The sequence below is a fragment of the Acinetobacter sp. WC-323 genome (assembly GCF_000314615.1).
Taxonomy (GTDB): domain Bacteria; phylum Pseudomonadota; class Gammaproteobacteria; order Pseudomonadales; family Moraxellaceae; genus Acinetobacter; species Acinetobacter courvalinii.
On record NZ_AMZS01000060.1, the window covers coordinates 105,105 to 121,992 of the forward strand.

The following is a 16,888-nucleotide window of genomic DNA, read 5'->3' on the forward strand; positions in this document are numbered from 1 at the left end:
GTTTTAGCAAACCTTTCTCTTTGAGGAAATATCATGTCGCAGCGTTCCCGAGTGCTGCCTGGGTTTGGTCTCTCATTAGGCTTTACCCTCGCTTACGTGTCTTTGATTGTGCTTATTCCTTTATCTGCTGTATTTATCAAATCTTTAGGGATTGGATGGGATGGCTTATGGGAAATCTTAACCTCAGAACGAATTTTAAAATCCTTGCAACTTAGTTTTAGTGCAGCGCTGATTGCTGCATTAGTGAATGTTATTTTTGGCTTGTTACTGGCTTGGTGTCTGGTTCGCTATAGCTTTCCTGGTAAACGTATTATCGATGCTTTAGTCGACTTACCTTTTGCGTTACCGACGGCGGTTGCAGGTATCGCGCTTACCTCTTTATATGCTCCAACAGGCTGGATCGGACAGTATCTTTCTCCTCTTGGAATTGAAGTAGCGTATACGCCAATCGGGATTACACTGGCACTGATCTTTATCGGGTTACCTTTTGTGGTTCGTACCGTACAGCCTGTACTCAGTGATATTGAAACCGAGCTAGAAGAAGCGGCTTCTGCCCTCGGTGCAAATCGTTGGCAGACGATCACTAAAATCATTTTACCGATCTTGTTTCCAGCGGTACTTACCGGTTTTGCCTTGGCCTTTGCCCGGGGTGTCGGAGAATATGGCTCGGTGATTTTTATTGCCGGTAACCAGCCTTATAAAACCGAAATCGCGCCACTGATGATTATCTCTCGTTTAGAAGAATATGATTATGCAGGTGCAACCACGATTGCGGTCGTTATGCTTGTTCTGTCATTTGCCATTTTATTTTTAATTAATTTAGTACAAGCATGGGCAAGCCGCCGTACAGGGAGAGTTGCGCAATGAGCTTAAATACCAATAGCAATGCTTTGGCACTCAAACTGCAAAGCAGAGACGCCACCCGTGAACCGATCTGGGTACGTTATAGCTTAATTGCTGTGGCTTTAATCTTCTTTTTAAGCTGCTTACTGTTACCCCTGATTCTGGTTTTTGTTGAAGCGTTCAAGCAAGGGATTGCAGTCTATATCAATGCTCTGACCGATTCGGACACCTTATCCGCAGTCAAACTCACCTTAATCACTGCAGCGATTGCAGTTCCAATTAATGTGGTGTTTGGTGTAGCAGCGGCATGGGCTGTTGCCAAATTCCAGTTCCGAGGTAAAGCCATTCTCACCACGATTATAGACATACCGTTCTCGGTCTCTCCTGTAATTGCAGGTCTAATGCTGGTACTGATTTTTGGTGCTCAAGGCTGGATGGGTGGCTGGTTAATGGATAACGATATCAAAATCCTCTATGCCGTACCTGCGATTGTATTAGCCACTATTTTTATTACCGTTCCTTTTGTTGCACGTGAATTGATTCCGTTGATGGAAGCACAAGGTACCGAGGAAGAAGAAGCCGCAATTGTACTTGGTGCTTCTGGCTGGCAAACCTTCTGGAGAGTCACTTTACCCAATATCAAATGGGGTCTGATTTACGGCGTGATTCTGTGTAATGCCCGGGCAATGGGTGAGTTTGGTGCAGTATCCGTGGTTTCTGGCCATATCCGCGGTCAAACCAATACCTTACCGCTCCACGTCGAGATTCTTTATAACGAATATACCTTTAGTGCTGCATTTGCTGTGTCATCGTTACTGGCATTTTTAGCAATTCTCACTTTGATCTTGAAAACGTGGCTCGAAGTCCGCCAAGAACAAGCCAATCAACATCAGCCCACTCAAGATCAACCTAGCCATTAAGGAATAAGCACATGAGTATTCAAGTTAAAAATATTGAAAAACACTTTGGTGCATTCCATGCGCTAAAAAATATCTCTTTAGATTTTCCTGAAGGTGAGCTGGTTGCCCTACTTGGTCCTTCAGGCTGTGGTAAAACTACCTTATTACGGATTATTGCAGGTCTGGAATCTGCCGATGGCGGACAGGTTTTACTTGAAGGTGAAGATGCAACCGATATCCATGTGCGTGAACGTCAGGTTGGTTTTGTATTCCAGCATTATGCCCTGTTCCGTCACATGAGCGTTTTTGACAATATTGCCTTTGGCTTACGTGTGCGTCCGCGTGCCACACGTCCATCGGAAGCTGAAATTAAGAAACGCGTGACGCGCTTGCTGGATCTGGTGCAACTTGGTTTCTTGGCAGATCGTTACCCGGCCCAGCTTTCTGGTGGCCAACGTCAACGTATTGCCTTAGCCCGCGCACTTGCAGTTGAACCACGTGTTTTATTGCTGGATGAACCATTTGGTGCACTGGATGCCAAAGTCCGTAAGGAATTACGCCGCTGGCTACGTACCTTACATGATGAACTGCATATTACCTCGATCTTTGTCACCCATGATCAGGAAGAAGCTTTGGAGGTTGCAGATCAAATTATTGTCATGAACAAAGGCGATGTTGAACAAATCGGTTCACCACGAGAAGTGTATGAAAAACCGGCAACGCCTTTTGTTTTTGATTTCCTTGGTCAAGCAAATCGTTTTGAGGGTGAGCATACAGGCGGTATTATCCGTATCGGCGATGATCGTATTCAGTTACCAACCAGCCTTGAGGCCCCGCAAGGCAAAGTCATTGCATTTGCACGACCAAATGAATTACATATTCATACCCAGCCTCAAGCCAATACCATTGAGGCAACCTTCTTACGTGAAGTATGGATTGCTGGCCGGGTTGTCGCTGAATTACAAGATCGTAGTGGACGAACCATTGAAATTTTATTAAGTGTAGAAGAGGCGAACTTACATCAATTCAAACCAAATCAAACCGTTTGGATTAGTGCTGCTCAACTTCATTTATTTGCAGATCAATCAACGCAAGTTGCTTAGAAGAATACTTTGAGGGCGGTTAAACTATCCTTGCAGGACTTTAGCCGTTTCTCACCTTATGTGGAAAAAAGACTATGAACTTTCAACAACTCAGAATTATTCGAGAAACTGTTCGCCAAAACTTTAATTTAACCGAAGCATCTGCGGCCCTTTATACCTCTCAATCTGGCGTCAGCAAACATATCAAAGATTTAGAAGATGAACTCGGCGTACAGTTATTTGTACGTAAAGGCAAACGCTTACTGGGTCTGACCGAGCCAGGTCAGTCTTTACTCAGCATCGTGGAACGCATGTTGGTCGATGCCGATAATATTAAACGCCTCGCAGATGATTTTAATAAAGTTGATGAAGGCACACTGACCATTGCCACCACACATACCCAAGCACGTTATGTGCTGCCACCGATTGTGAATCAATTTAAGAAACTATTTCCTAAAGTTCATTTGGTTTTACAACAAGCCAGTCCTGTTGAAATTGCAGAAATGCTGCTTCAGGGTGAAGCCGATATCGGGATCGCAACCGAATCATTAACCACAGAAGAAAATCTGGCCAGTGTGCCGTATTATGAATGGCACCATAGCATTATTACCCCGAAAGACCATCCATTGGCAAAACTAGATAAAATCAGCCTGGATGTATTGGCTGACTACCCACTGATTACTTACCACGGCGGTTTCACGGGTCGTTCAAAAATTGATAAAGCTTTTGAAGATGCACAACTTCATGCAGACATCGTAATGTCAGCACTTGATGCCGATGTCATTAAAACCTATGTTGAACTGAATATGGGCGTCGGGATTGTCAATGATGTCGCTTATGATGCTGAACGTGATTATCGCCTCCAACAGATCAAGACTAATGTATTTGGCGTAAATACCACTTGGATCGCAGTACGTAAAGGACATCTATTACGTGGCTATGGTTATGAATTCATTTCCTTATGCTCCCCAGAAACCGATATTAAAGCTTTGAAAAAAGTCGCTTATCCCGAAGAATAATTGATCCTGAACATAAAAGGCGCATGATGCGCCTTTTATGTTGTCTATTTCACAGGCATAAAAAAACGAGCATAACGCTCGTTTTTTATGCTGGATGCATGGATTAGAACTTGAAGCTCACACCCACTTTCGCAACTGGCATCCATTCATATTTGTTTTTGTTGGCAATTTTGTCTGCTTCACGATCAGCTGCCGCTTGACCAGACTCAGTACCACCTACTTTTACCAGTCCTTCAGATTTTAAATCAACTTCAGGGTTACCAGTATAGTAAGCACCGACTTCACCAAACACACCAACGTTTTTATAAACTGGAGTATTTAAACCAAAACCTAGGTATGGAGCAAGTTGGTTATCATAATTTAAATGGCCTTTAACCGAACCATTTCCGCTTGGGGCGTTATAGTTAGAACCATCAATTTTAATGGTGTCATTTGAGTTAGATACTGATTTTTTCAAATCATAGCTATTATCAAGGTAACCAACACCTGCCGCTACGTATAACGCACGCGCAAATGCATTTTGATTCGTTCCCCATGGATAAATTTCAGCATTTAAATATGCATTTTTGTTATCCATATCCATATCATATTTCGTGCCATCAATTTTTAAACTGTCTGACCAAGAAATATCGCCACCATTGTAACCAAGGCTTAAGCTAACGTATGGGTTGACTTTATATGAAATTGCCCCACCGTAACCAGTAGTACCCACTTCAGCACGAACTGAAACTGGATCTAAGTATGAAGGAAAAGCGTAAACAGATTCCTGCACAACTTGTTCATCTGCCGCAAATGCAGTACCTGCAATCGCTGTTAATGCACCTGCTGCTAACATAACACGCAAAGCTTTCATTGAAGTCTCCTCAAAAATGCTCTTATTTAAAGTATAATTGTTACTGTGGACACAGCATAAAATAAATAGCGCTATTTTTTTATACAGAAACTGATTATTTTTTGTTATTTTTTGATACAAATTCGAAGGAATTATGTATTTATAAATTATAGATAAAAAACAATAAGCTCCATTTTTATGACAGTTTTGTTGCTCAATTTTAAAACAAAATATTGTAACTACTTTTTTCAAAGATTCTGAGGGTCTGCTGCCACTTTATCTATGGTTGCGACAATGGAGATTTTTTAGGCGCTACAAGGCATGGCTTGTGAAGTTTAGGCTTTCTAAATGAACAAGACATAACGATGTAGCGACAAAAAAACTCCTTGTCCCAAAGGGTTATAGCTAAAACTCCCTCATACTTCGTTATGAAACTTGGCAAGGGAATAGCCATTCCCTGCGTTTCATGCCTCGTCTGATAAAATTTTAGCTTATAACGCAACCTATTTATAAAATGGCAACAGACCCTACAAAATTAGTGTAAAATCTTCAAAATTTTTTTGGAAGAAGGAAGATCATGTCTCAGCTTTCTACAATCATTGAGCAAGCATTTGAAGACCGTACCAACTATAGTGCAGCGGACTGCCCAACTGAAATCCGTCAAGCTGTAGAACAAGCATTGGCTGGATTAGATAACGGTACACTACGTGTTGCCGAAAAAATCGATGGTGAATGGGTTGTTCACCAGTGGCTGAAAAAAGCCGTTTTGCTTTCATTCAAACTCAATGATAACAAACCGATCGAATCGTGTGATCTTCGTTTCTATGACAAAGTAGATACCAAACATTCAGGCTGGACTGAAGAACAGTTCAAAGCTGCGGGTGTACGTGTGGTACCGCCTGCAGTTGCCCGTCGTGGTAGCTTCCAGGCTAAAAATGTGGTGTTAATGCCTTCTTATGTCAATATTGGTGCTTATGTAGATGAAGGTACAATGGTTGATACTTGGGCAACTGTAGGTTCATGTGCACAAATCGGTAAAAATGTTCACTTGTCTGGTGGCGTTGGTATCGGTGGTGTTTTAGAACCTTTACAGGCAAACCCGACTATTATTGAAGATAACTGTTTCATCGGTGCACGTTCTGAAATCGTTGAAGGCGTGATTGTTGAAGAAGGTTCGGTCATTTCAATGGGCGTTTTCATCGGTCAATCTACCAAAATCTTTGATCGTGAAACGGGTGAAATTCACTACGGCCGTGTACCAGCAGGTTCTGTGGTTGTTGCGGGTAGCCTTCCATCAAAATGCGGTACTTACAGCTTATATGCAGCCATCATCGTGAAAAAAGTGGATGCAAAAACACGTGCAAAAACCAGCTTGAACGATTTATTACGCGCTGACTAATTTGTAATATATACGGAACTTAATGGTTCCTCGGAGCTTTCGTGGCTCCTCGTCTCTACGATCAGTCATGGTCGTAGAGATTTTGTTTTTTATGTAGCATGCTGCTTGTGTGGCACCTGTCTGTGGTAACTATTTATGGCTTCCTTACGTTCTTCTGCAATTCCTGTCTCTGATCCTGCGGCTGGTTTACGCATTACGGAGATCTTTTACTCTTTGCAAGGCGAAGCGAATACCTTTGGTCTACCGACGGTGTTTATTCGCTTAACAGGTTGTCCGTTACGTTGCAGTTATTGTGATACCACCTATTCTTTTGAAGGCGGCGAGCGTTTATCACTGGAACAGATTATCGAAACCGCAAGCCAGCATAAAACACCTTATATTTGTGTCACAGGTGGCGAACCGCTTGCACAACCAAACTGTCTGATCCTGTTACAACGTCTTTGTGATCTTGGTTTTCAGGTTTCTCTTGAAACCAGTGGCGCTTTGGATGTTTCCAAGGTTGACCCACGTGTTTCCAAAGTGCTGGATTTAAAAACACCCACCTCGAAAGAAGATCACCGTAATTTGTTCAGCAATCTTGACCATCTCACCCCACATGACCAGATTAAATTTGTGATCTGTAATCGTGAAGATTATGAATGGTCAAAACAACAGCTGGAACAGTTCCAATTGCAAGACAAAGTGAGTACGGTTTGGTTCTCACCTGCTTTTGCAGTGGAAAAAGGTGCAGTTGCCCTGCCAGCATTGGCACGCGACTTGGCCCAATGGATTTTAGAAGACCATCTCCCTGTTCGTTTCCAGCTACAGTTGCACAAACTGTTATGGAATGATGAATCCGGTCGTTAAAAGCTTATGAAAACCATATCTCCCATAGAAATGGTTTCCTCAAATTTATTTTAGGTTGAATAATGGAAAATAATATGCGTTCTCGTGCCATCGTATTATTGTCTGGCGGCTTAGACTCAACAACATGTCTAGCCTGGGCACAGGCAAATTATGAATGTATCGCCCTCAGCTTTATGTATGGTCAACGTTCAACCACTGAACTTGATGCAGCAAAAGCACTCGCTCAACGTGCAGGCGTTGAACACCGTATCATTAATATTGATTTAGGCAATTTAGGCGGTTCTGCGCTTACAGATCATAACATTGAAGTTCCAGAACAATTACAAGAAGGGATTCCTGTAACTTATGTTCCAGCACGTAACACAATTTTCTTGTCTTATGCCCTTGCTGCGGCCGAAGTTTTTGACGCTGCTGCCATTGTAATTGGGATCAATGCTGTTGATTATTCAGGATATCCAGATTGTCGACCTGAATTTATTGACGCTTTTGCCAATCTTGCGCATTTAGCAACCAAAGCGGGCGTTGAAGGAAAACCCCTTAAAATAGAAACACCTTTGTTACATTTATCCAAAGCGAATATTATACGCTTAGGCATCGAACATGGCGTAGACTACAGTCAAACGGTATCCTGCTATCAGGCAGATGCTCAAGGACGTGCATGTGGCAAATGCGACAGTTGTCGTTTACGTCAACAAGGTTTTATCGAAGCAGGTATTGCGGATCCTACGCGTTACGCTGAATAATCGATATTAGGGTAAAAAATTAGGTACATTATATGAAGTTTTCTAAATCAAATCTTATTCTTTCTACAATGATGTCAGCTGCTGCACTTTTTGCGACAGCAACTCACGCAGCTGATAATCCATTACAAACTGCGTATAAAAGTACCAATGTAAAAGCAGCATTGGTCAACGTATGTAAAGACCAGACTGCAAAAGGCGGTAAATTAACAGCGGCTGAAGTTAGCAAGTTCTGTGGTTGCCAGATTGATGCTCAAGGTAAAGTAACTGAAGCGCAAAAATGGGAAATCCAGAGCGCAATCAATGCCAAGAAAAGCCCAAGCTCGTTAGGTTTTGTGCAACAGCAAAATAAAGACCTACAAGCATGTTTAGGTGCTCCACTTGTCAGCAAGTTAGAGAAACTGACTGAAGAAGCAATGAAAGCTGCTCAACAACAGCAACAGGCTCCAAAAAAATAAGCCTGTATTGTTGAAAACAAAGCCTGCATTTATGCAGGCTTTTTTATTGGGCTTTGTTAAAATCCCCTTTATCTAGAATCAGTTGAATAACACCATGCAAGATCAATGGAAAACCAATGCCGAGCAACGACAGTCGATCGTCTCGTTCAGTGGTGGTAAAGACAGTTCCCTCGCCTTATACCATGCCATGCAAACAGGCACTGTGATTGGGCTCATTGTCATGCTGGAAGAACAAGGTCAGCGTTCTCGTTCCCATGCGATGCCGCTGGAGATTATCCGGGCACAAGCAGATGCGGTTGCTTTACCCGTGTTTATGACCTCTTCCAGTTGGGCTGATTATGAAACAAAGTTCATTGCCCTGCTCGATCAAGCCAAACAACATGGTGCAGAAGTGCTGGTTACTGGTGATCTGGATATGCCTGAGCATGGTTGCTGGCATGATCGAGTCACCCAGCAAGTGGGACTGAAACTGGGCATGCCACTTTGGTTACGCCCTCACCGTGAGGTGGTCGAAGAATTTATTCAGCTGGGGTTTAAAAGTGTCATCGTCACCATCAATCTGAAACTGGGTATGCAAGTCGAAGATCTGGGTAAAATTTTAACACTGGAATACATCCAAGAGTTGGAAGATCGTGGCGTTGATCCATGCGGTGAAGGTGGAGAGTTTCACACCACCGTGATTGACGGACCAATTTTTAACAAAGCTATTCCTGTACGTCACGGCGATATTGTTTATCATGAAGAATATGCTTTTTTACCGCTTGAGCTTGAGCAAAACTAATTTTATCGAAGGATGAACAATGTCTGAGAATATTCAATTACCGAATCATGTATTCCCAACCACACAAGGTGAAATCAATCTGGCCGAAACTGGCAGTGAATGGTTAGTGCTCTATTTCTATCCTAAGGATTCAACCCCTGGCTGTACCACTCAAGCAGTAGGCTTTTCTTGCTTGAAAGATCAGTTTGATGCCTTAAACTGCCAGATTATCGGGGTATCTCGTGATTCAGTTAAAGCACATCAGAACTTTACCGAAAAGCAATCGCTCAGTATTGATTTAATCAGTGATAAAGAAGAAGTGCTGTGTAAACATTTCGACGTGATTAAAGAAAAAAATATGTATGGCAAACAGGTCATGGGCATTGAACGCTCAACCTTTATTTTCCATAACAAGCAGTTAGTAAAAAGCTATCGCAAAGTTAAAGCGGCTGGACATGCTGAACAAGTATTAGAAGACTTAAAAGGCCTGCAAACAGCTTAAGATGATTCTATAAAAAAGCGGATTCCATATCCGCTTTTTTATTCAGGCAAATTGCTGTTCACTTGCTGCTTAGCGTATGATAAGAAAATTAAAATTAATTAAAAGATACTGAAAATGAATCCTCTAAAACCACTTTCTAGCCTTATCTGTCTCATGTTCTTATCCGCTTGTAGTACAAGCACACCTGCGACATCTCAACAACAGTCCTTTAGTGTCGCACAAATCAATCAGCCGACCGCCTCAATACGCTGTCAGGATATACAAAACCCTGCTTATCAGCAGGCTATTCTGAATGCAATCAATGAAATTCGACAGCATCCTCAGCAATGTGGTGGTCAGCATTTCCCTGCCGTAGCTCCGTTAAAATGGAGTAATGCTTTATCCCAAAGTGCGTTTGCGCATGCGCAGGATATGGCTCAACACAGTATGCTCGGACACACCAGTAGCACAGGTCACGATTTTAGAAGCCGCTTAAAGACACAATTTAAAGGCCACGGCGGTGGAGAAAATGTGGCACGTGGACAAAATAGCTTGAATGAAGTGATGGCAACATGGCTGGCCAGTCCGGTACATTGTCGCAATTTGATGCATCCAAAATTTACAGACTATGCGATCGCCTGTACAGTTGATCAATCCGCGAAGCAAAAAACGTATTGGACTCAACAATTTGGTGTTCGATAAAAGGGAATAAGCATGCAATCTGGCTCAATTACCCCCATTCTCCGTATTTTCGATGTCGAACTTGCCCAATCATTTTATCTGGACTATTTGGGCTTCCAACTCGACTGGCAGCATACTTTTGGGGATAACTTCCCTGTTTATCTACAGATTTCCAGAGAGGATTGCATCATTCATTTATCTGAGCATTTCGGTGATGCTAGCCCGCACAGTGCCATTCGTATTTATTGGGAAAACCTCAGTTTGCTTCATGCGGAACTGGATGCAAAAGACTATAAATTTGCCAAACCTCAAATGCAGAAAACCGATTGGGAGACATTGGAGCTGAGTATCACCGATCCATTTTCAAATCGAATTATGTTTTGGGAAGATGCCTAGTCTCCCCAAGCGATCAAGCTTCATCAATATTGGAACGATCATTATCCTTAAATTTTTGCTGTAATTTCGGATAAACTGCCGATTGCTGAAAGTCATTTAAAAACTGAATGGTGCCATCAGGGAAAAATTCGGTTTGAATCTCCCCCCGATAGTACGCTTCACGCATGGGCGTTGCAGAAATCGAGTTTTTCAAACTCTCCAGTTCCACCATCTGCCACTCAGGAAATAAACGTAAATAATAGGAAGATTCATCCTTAAAGTGACCAATCAGACCGACTTTTGCATCTGGTTGAATGATCCCGTTGACCAAATCTTTGACCTGCTTGACCCATTTTTCATCGTTATACACATCAACCACATGGACAAAATGAATGCGCTTTTGATTTTGTTCAGAAAAGTTCGACAAGATCATTTTCTCACGCTCAACCGCCAGAAAAGGATTCTTGATGTTACGTTCCGATTGAGCCGAACCTAAAGCCAAGATCACGTTTTGACTTTGTTGTAACGCAATTTCAATGGTTTGCAAATGTGCCAGATGAAATGGCTGGAAGCGTCCAATAAAAACGAGATAGTCAAATGTGTACATAGGCTTAATTTCACTTTTTTGTGAACTCATCAGTTGTGCCATTCTGGTAAATATGCGACATAATGAGTGCACTTAACAACAATCTGGATTAAAGCAAGGATAGTACGATGACACTTAGCTGTATTCAACAACCTCATCAACATTTGCAAGCAAATTTAGAAGATGGCGTACTCACCTTAGCCATTAACCGTTCAGAAGCAAAAAATGCCCTCTATGGCGAACTTTACCTGTGGATCGCAAGAGCCCTAGATGAAGCCGATGCGGATAAAGACGTTCGTGTGGTGATCTTCCGTGGTGCAGAACAAGACTTTACCGCGGGTAATGACATGAAAGACTTTATGGGCTTTATTCAAAAGCCGCATGAAGGTAAAGCGGGCGATCAACCGCCATTTGTGTTATTAAAAGCAGCTGCCCGTTTTTCAAAACCGCTAATCATTGCAGTCAAAGGGGTTGCGATTGGTATTGGGGTTACGATTTTATTACATGCCGATCTGGTGTTTGCAGACAATACGGCCCTGTTCCAGATTCCATTTGTCAGCCTTGGCCTGTCTCCGGAAGGTGCAGCTAGCCGTTTACTGGTCAAACAGGCAGGCTATCAAAAAGCAGCCGAGTTATTATTCACGGCGAAGAAATTTGATGCAGCAACGGCGGTAAAAGCCAATCTGGTCAATGATGTGGTTGAAGATGTCTATGCCACTGCACAGCAAACTGCACAACATTTAGCTACGCTGCCATTGGCTTCAATCAAACAAACTAAAGCACTGATGAAACAGGACTTGGCTGAAATCATTCAGTGTGTTGATGATGAAGCTGAAATCTTTATGCAACGTGTACGTTCTCCAGAAATGATGGAAGCGGTACAAGCCTTTATGCAAAAACGTAAGCCTGATTTTTCTCAGTTTAATTAATCACGATCCAAATCATTTAAACAAACCACTTAACCCCAAAAGTTAAGTGGTTTTTTATTTTTTCCAATCTGGATATTTACGGGCAGACCGTCTAAGCTCGACTCAGATCAAAACTAAATTTTAAAACTATGAAAGTCGTCATTGCGCCTGATTCATTTAAAGACAGCTTATCTGCCCAATATGTAGCAGAAGCGATTGCTTTGGGTTGGCAACAGGTTTTTCCTGATGCAGAAATCGTGACTTGCCCCATGGCGGATGGCGGCGAAGGAACAATTGACGCAGTTTTAACAGCTTGTTCAGGTCAATGGCGTGAGCAAAGAGTACAAGGCCCACTTGGTGAATCGGTACTGGCAAAATGGGGCTGGTTAGAGGCTGAAAAGATCGCCATCATTGAAATGGCACAAGCCAGTGGTATCCAGTTGCTAAAGCCTTCACAACGTAATGCCTGTATCAGCAGTACTTTTGGTACAGGTGAGCTGATCCTTGCTGCTTTGGATGCCGGTGCTAAGGAAATTATTCTGACAATTGGCGGTAGCGCAACCAATGATGCAGGTACAGGGTTACTCCATGTATTAGGTGCCAGATTTCTGGATGTGGATCATCAAGTCTTGACTGCTGGTGGTCTTGCCCTGAAAAACCTGGCACAGATTGATCTGGAAAATTTTGATTCACGAATTCAACAGACTAAATTTTTATTGGCCGCTGATGTCACCAATCCACTTTGCGGAGTAAACGGCGCTTCACATATTTTCGGGCCACAAAAAGGGGCTTCACCTCAACAAGTGTTGGCCTTAGATCAAGCCCTCTCCCACTTTGCCGACGTTACTGCTCAATACTTTGGCTTCGATCAACGCAATGAGGCTGGTTCGGGAGCTGCGGGTGGTTTAGGTTTTGCGGCTAAAACATTCTTAAAGGCCGAGTTTCGATCGGGTGTCGAAGTCATTGCAGAGTTAAATCAACTTGCCGATAAAATTCAGGGGGCGGATTGGGTGATTACTGGCGAAGGTAAACTTGACCAACAAACCTTAAATGGCAAAACCCCATTCGGAGTCGCCAAAATAGCACAAGCTGCCAATATCCCTGTGATTGTGATTGCAGGAACACTTGGGCAAAACTATCAAGCTTTATACGAACATGGCATTACCGCTGCCTTTTCTTTAACTTCCGGCCCAAGCACGCTAGAACAAGCCTGTCAAAATGCAGCAGAGTTGATCCGCACACGCACAACCGATATCGCCCGATTAATTCAAAGCACGATGCCTGGTAAATAATAAAGCTTATTGAATATCTAAAATCTGGATAAACTCAAAGGCCGGTTCTTCATAAGGATGGCTTGCCTTTAAAGCTTTTGCCACCGCACTAGCCTTTTGTTCAGAGACAATGGTTTCAACTCGCCATTCTTCGAGCTGCTCTAATTCATCCAATTGCCCCAAAAAAGGATTTGCACCTTTAACGGGCTTAAATTGCCCGATGCCTTTGACTTGCCAAGCACAATGTTCGTAATTACCAATACCGCCCGCACCAGCTTCAAAAACCGCTTGTTTGGTCACTTCCAGATGAGATTCAGGTACGTAATAAATCAGTTTTAACATCGTAAAATGGCTCAAATTAAAATCAATCTGGCTTCAATCATAACGGTATAAGTGCTGAACAATCAAAGTGGAAGATTAATCATGAGATAACTTACAGCAATAAATAGCAATTGGATAAACACCGTGAAGCCAAACCAAAACCAGCCTTTGTCTTTTGAATAGCTTGTTCTTAAATAGTTTTCATTTTTCATCATGCGGTTCTCGTCTATGTTATTCATTGTGAAAATATAAGAAGCAAGAATTGAGCCAATTATTTTTAATTAAGGTTATTGATTGTGTCATTAATTGAAAAAAATCAGGAAAATTTTATGATAAATAAATCTCTCTGAAATAAAAATCTCATATATAGAGATTAATACATAAAACTCTTTCTTATTCAAAAATAGAGTGCTGGCTTGAAATAAAAAAACTAAATGTTATATTTAAGCAAAATCATTTTTAAATTAATTATATGACTTCTAATACTTATACCTATGAACTTGCAAATTTCGTATGTAAATTTAACAATCACAATCTAGTTGATATGCTTCACGAAATTATATTACCTGCTTTTACAATTGAGGACTCATGGAAGGTTAAGCGAGGAGTTTTTTTCTTTCAATCGGTCAACGTTATCCAATTACCTAATAATAAAGAAGAGACCTTTGCCATAGTAGGCCGATTTATCCGCGACACCAGATTAACAAGCACCCAAGTCTATGACTATGAAACTAAAGAACTAAAATCTCAAAAAAGTTCAATACAGACCTCACCATCAGCAATTTTTGTTCTTATTTTAAATAATCATCGCTTGATCTATTTGAAAGAAACACCTCATGCTCCAACCTTAGAGATGTTTAAAGATACTTGCCAAACATTCTTTCGTCGTCAAACTAAGCAATATATTGAGACTCTACCTCAAGAAGCTCGGAAAGATTTTATCAAGACATATGGTTTACCAGATGTCACTATCACACCTCTAAATACTCGAGAGAGTTTAGAGGAATTTCTCAATCAATATAAAAAGATTGAAAGTATTAGAATTACTTTAAAGAAAAGAAATGATGAACTACAATTTAAAAATGATTTAATTAAAAAAGCACAATTAAAAACTGATGCAATTAAAAGTTCGACTACTACAATTTCCTTCGCAAACAAAAAAGAGGGATTAGATTTCGATCAAACACTCGAACAGCTCGATGAAGCAACTGAGCAAGGCAATCAAGGAATTCTTATAGAAGGAGTGAATGAATCTGGAGATATGATCAAAGGAAACAACGAAAAATTTAAAGTTATTAAAACAATTAGTGGTGTTAATCTAGAAAATATTCTTGAAACTGGAAAAAAATTATATGAATCTTTTTTAAAATTAAGTAGTCAAAAGAAAATTATTATCCCCGAGACAAAAGATTCTGTTAAAAATAAATTAGAAGTTCTTAAAACTCTTGAGAAACACAACAATGGAAAGTAATAAAAATGTAAAAATGTGCGAAGAGTTATTAAAAGAAAATAATCTATTTGAGGTCTATATAGCTTCAAGAAAGATTTCTTTTTCTAAAACAAATAAATTTCTACTACTTATATTTAGTATTATATCTATATTTTCCACTCTAGGGATTGAGGATAAAGAATTTGTAGAGGCTATTCCAGCAATTGCCTCTACACTTTTAGGAGCTGTATTAACAGTTTTAGGATTTCTAATCGCAGGCTATACAATTTTTTGCTCTGTGCTTAGCCACAACCTTTCAATGGAACTATACAACTCTGAAGATAAACCTTTTGGCTTCTCAAAACTCAAGTACTCTCACCTCTTATTTATGAGAGTCTTTTCCTATTATCTAATATATACCTTCCTCCTATTTATCATAGTTTTTTTCTGCAAATCTACATCCTTATCTGCACTCATCTCACTTATATCACAACATGATGAATGTATTTTCTTAATAACTAACTACATTTTATATAATTTTCTTTTTATAGGAATATCATTTCTCCTATTACAATTAGCATCATTCATATTCAATATTTATCATACTGTAATGACATCTATATGTTCAACAGAAATTAATAAATAAAAAAGATCTTAAATTTTTTATATAAATATCAAATAAATCAACATTAACTTTGGTTAATTTAAAGACTTAAACCATCTACAGGTTTAACTGCCTTTTCTCATACAATGTCATCGCAAACGCCAAACCACACAAAATCACAAAACCACTGGTCATTGGAATCAAGGTGCCGTTATACAGCTGCCCAATGATCGAAGCGAGTATTAAAGACAGTACAGATGAAGATGCCCCAATAATCGCCGAAGCCATACCCGCAACATGCCCCATCGGTTCCATTGCTATCGCATTCAGATTTCCAAACAATGTACCAAACAATAAAAACAGAATGCAGGCATACAACATAAACATCCAGAATGAAACGGTTACACCTGCAAGCTGGATGATCAAAAATACCAATGAAATTAAACACAGGCCAAGAAAGCCATAAATACAAATCGGACGCATGCCAAACTTCATCACAATTCTAGAATTGGTAAAAGACGCAATCCCCATCACACCTGCTAATAAAGCAAAGTAGGCACTAAACTCCTGCCCTGTTTTGCCAAATTGCTGCATAAAGATTTGCTGTGACGTTCCAAGATAGCCAATGAATCCACCAAAACAGAAACCTGCACAAAGCAGATAACTCATGGTGGTTTTATTGCTCACCACCTCTTTAAAGCCATCCTTAAATGCTTGTACCCGCATCGGCAGACGATTCTCAGGCACTAAGGTCTCTTCCAAGCGCAAAGCAACCCATGCTCCCACAACCGTGGCATAGACCATATACAATACAAAAATATCGCGCCAGCCAAAGAAATGGATAATCAGTTGCCCCAAACTCGGCGCAATTGCAGGCGCGACCATAAACACCATCATGATCAGAGACATGATGCGCGCCATTTGGGCACCGCTATATTTATCCCGCACAATCGAAATCGAAGCGACATAAGGTCCAGAAACGCCAACACCCTGAATAAAACGTCCGATCAAGAACCATTCAAAGCTTTGGGTGGAATAGCACAATAAGCTTCCTAAAAAGTAGATCACAATACCTGTGAATAAAATCCGTTTCCGTCCAATCGCATCGGACAATGGTCCTGCTATCAATTGACCAATGGTCATGCCTGAAAAAATGCTAATAATCACCCATTGGGTCTGATTGCTATTTTGCAGGGTAAAAACACGACCAATTTCACCCAGTGCAGGTAAAACCGCATCAATTGAAAATGAGACGATCGACATCAGTAATGCCATCAATAGTGCAAATTCGTGGAAATGGATTTTTGATTTCATTTTTGTTGTCCATTGATGATTATTGTATTTGGAATTAAAT

General features: G+C 40.9%; 21 protein-coding genes. 16 read left to right on the forward strand and 5 right to left on the reverse strand.

Annotated features, from left to right (window positions below):
- The first annotated feature begins 33 nt into the window (after nt 1-33).
- The 4 genes from cysT (at nt 34) to ACINWC323_RS04175 (ending at nt 3,843) form a co-directional block, all read left to right on the forward strand.
- Nucleotides 34-867 carry a sulfate ABC transporter permease subunit CysT gene (cysT, locus tag ACINWC323_RS04190; RefSeq protein WP_005229508.1) on the forward strand — a complete coding sequence of 278 codons (834 nt, stop codon included), beginning with the start codon at nt 34-36 and terminating at the stop codon, nt 865-867.
- Nucleotides 864-1,763 (forward strand): sulfate ABC transporter permease subunit CysW, encoded by a 900-nt coding sequence (gene cysW / locus ACINWC323_RS04185; RefSeq protein ID WP_009514839.1) that lies wholly within the window; start codon nt 864-866, stop codon nt 1,761-1,763. The genes cysT and cysW overlap by 4 nt, the downstream gene beginning before the upstream one ends.
- A gap of 11 nt (nt 1,764-1,774) precedes the next feature.
- On the forward strand, nt 1,775-2,845 hold the full coding sequence (locus tag ACINWC323_RS04180) for a sulfate/molybdate ABC transporter ATP-binding protein (protein WP_005229505.1): 1,071 nt from the start codon (nt 1,775-1,777) through the stop codon (nt 2,843-2,845).
- Nucleotides 2,846-2,919: 74 nt separating this feature from the next.
- Nucleotides 2,920-3,843 (forward strand): CysB family HTH-type transcriptional regulator, encoded by a 924-nt coding sequence (locus ACINWC323_RS04175; protein ID WP_009514756.1) that lies wholly within the window; start codon nt 2,920-2,922, stop codon nt 3,841-3,843.
- 103 nt (nt 3,844-3,946) lie between these two features.
- Here the strand turns inward: ACINWC323_RS04175 and carO are convergent, their stop codons facing one another.
- Entirely contained in the window at nt 3,947-4,696 is a 750-nt protein-coding gene (gene carO / locus ACINWC323_RS04170; RefSeq protein ID WP_005229499.1) for an ornithine uptake porin CarO, read from the reverse strand.
- Nucleotides 4,697-5,252: 556 nt separating this feature from the next.
- Here carO and dapD point away from each other — a divergent pair.
- The 8 genes from dapD to ACINWC323_RS04130 all read left to right on the forward strand — a co-directional run bounded on the left by dapD (nt 5,253) and on the right by ACINWC323_RS04130 (nt 10,436).
- A complete protein-coding gene (gene dapD / locus ACINWC323_RS04165; RefSeq protein WP_009514743.1) occupies nt 5,253-6,074 on the forward strand; it encodes a 2,3,4,5-tetrahydropyridine-2,6-dicarboxylate N-succinyltransferase in 822 nt (273 codons plus the stop codon).
- Nucleotides 6,075-6,209: 135 nt separating this feature from the next.
- Complete coding sequence (queE, locus tag ACINWC323_RS04160; RefSeq protein ID WP_005229495.1) at nt 6,210-6,920, forward strand: 7-carboxy-7-deazaguanine synthase QueE; 711 nt, start codon at nt 6,210-6,212, stop codon at nt 6,918-6,920.
- Between the two features lie 74 nt (nt 6,921-6,994).
- Nucleotides 6,995-7,663, forward strand: coding sequence for a 7-cyano-7-deazaguanine synthase QueC (gene queC, locus ACINWC323_RS04155; protein WP_199949367.1), 669 nt, complete (start codon nt 6,995-6,997; stop codon nt 7,661-7,663).
- 32 nt (nt 7,664-7,695) lie between these two features.
- On the forward strand, nt 7,696-8,118 hold the full coding sequence (locus ACINWC323_RS04150) for a hypothetical protein (protein WP_005229494.1): 423 nt from the start codon (nt 7,696-7,698) through the stop codon (nt 8,116-8,118).
- Nucleotides 8,119-8,212: 94 nt separating this feature from the next.
- A complete protein-coding gene (locus ACINWC323_RS04145) occupies nt 8,213-8,899 on the forward strand; it encodes a Dph6-related ATP pyrophosphatase (protein ID WP_009514559.1) in 687 nt (228 codons plus the stop codon).
- 19 nt (nt 8,900-8,918) lie between these two features.
- On the forward strand, nt 8,919-9,380 hold the full coding sequence (locus ACINWC323_RS04140; RefSeq protein WP_009514495.1) for a peroxiredoxin: 462 nt from the start codon (nt 8,919-8,921) through the stop codon (nt 9,378-9,380).
- A 114-nt stretch (nt 9,381-9,494) separates the two neighbouring features.
- Nucleotides 9,495-10,061 (forward strand): CAP domain-containing protein, encoded by a 567-nt coding sequence (locus ACINWC323_RS04135; RefSeq protein ID WP_005229488.1) that lies wholly within the window; start codon nt 9,495-9,497, stop codon nt 10,059-10,061.
- 12 nt (nt 10,062-10,073) lie between these two features.
- The gene (locus ACINWC323_RS04130; RefSeq protein WP_009514747.1) at nt 10,074-10,436 is read left to right on the forward strand and encodes a glyoxalase superfamily protein; all 363 of its coding nucleotides are present in this window, start codon (nt 10,074-10,076) and stop codon (nt 10,434-10,436) included.
- A gap of 13 nt (nt 10,437-10,449) precedes the next feature.
- Here the strand turns inward: ACINWC323_RS04130 and ACINWC323_RS04125 are convergent, their stop codons facing one another.
- Entirely contained in the window at nt 10,450-11,022 is a 573-nt protein-coding gene (locus ACINWC323_RS04125; protein ID WP_162137921.1) for a nicotinate-nicotinamide nucleotide adenylyltransferase, read from the reverse strand.
- Nucleotides 11,023-11,129: 107 nt separating this feature from the next.
- Here ACINWC323_RS04125 and ACINWC323_RS04120 point away from each other — a divergent pair, with 107 nt between their 5' ends.
- Both ACINWC323_RS04120 and ACINWC323_RS04115 read left to right on the forward strand, forming a co-directional pair.
- Nucleotides 11,130-11,930 carry an enoyl-CoA hydratase-related protein gene (locus ACINWC323_RS04120; RefSeq protein ID WP_009514835.1) on the forward strand — a complete coding sequence of 267 codons (801 nt, stop codon included), beginning with the start codon at nt 11,130-11,132 and terminating at the stop codon, nt 11,928-11,930.
- A gap of 128 nt (nt 11,931-12,058) precedes the next feature.
- Nucleotides 12,059-13,201 carry a glycerate kinase gene (locus tag ACINWC323_RS04115; RefSeq protein WP_009514771.1) on the forward strand — a complete coding sequence of 381 codons (1,143 nt, stop codon included), beginning with the start codon at nt 12,059-12,061 and terminating at the stop codon, nt 13,199-13,201.
- Between the two features lie 6 nt (nt 13,202-13,207).
- Here ACINWC323_RS04115 and ACINWC323_RS04110 read toward each other — a convergent pair whose 3' ends face one another.
- Nucleotides 13,208-13,522 carry a YqfO family protein gene (locus ACINWC323_RS04110; protein WP_009514486.1) on the reverse strand — a complete coding sequence of 105 codons (315 nt, stop codon included), beginning with the start codon at nt 13,520-13,522 and terminating at the stop codon, nt 13,208-13,210.
- Between the two features lie 62 nt (nt 13,523-13,584).
- Nucleotides 13,585-13,716 carry a KGW motif small protein gene (locus tag ACINWC323_RS20490; RefSeq protein ID WP_005284612.1) on the reverse strand — a complete coding sequence of 44 codons (132 nt, stop codon included), beginning with the start codon at nt 13,714-13,716 and terminating at the stop codon, nt 13,585-13,587.
- A gap of 257 nt (nt 13,717-13,973) precedes the next feature.
- Between ACINWC323_RS20490 and ACINWC323_RS04105 the strand changes: the two genes are divergently transcribed.
- Both ACINWC323_RS04105 and ACINWC323_RS04100 read left to right on the forward strand, forming a co-directional pair.
- Nucleotides 13,974-14,972 (forward strand): hypothetical protein, encoded by a 999-nt coding sequence (locus ACINWC323_RS04105; RefSeq protein ID WP_009514607.1) that lies wholly within the window; start codon nt 13,974-13,976, stop codon nt 14,970-14,972.
- Nucleotides 14,962-15,576 (forward strand): hypothetical protein, encoded by a 615-nt coding sequence (locus ACINWC323_RS04100; RefSeq protein ID WP_009514740.1) that lies wholly within the window; start codon nt 14,962-14,964, stop codon nt 15,574-15,576. Before ACINWC323_RS04105 ends, ACINWC323_RS04100 begins: the two co-directional genes overlap by 11 nt.
- Nucleotides 15,577-15,651: 75 nt before the next feature.
- On the opposite strand, the gene ACINWC323_RS04095 is transcribed toward ACINWC323_RS04100, so the two are convergent.
- Nucleotides 15,652-16,848, reverse strand: a complete 1,197-nt coding sequence (locus tag ACINWC323_RS04095) for a multidrug effflux MFS transporter (protein WP_009514790.1) — start codon at nt 16,846-16,848, stop codon at nt 15,652-15,654.
- Nucleotides 16,849-16,888: the final 40 nt, after the last annotated feature.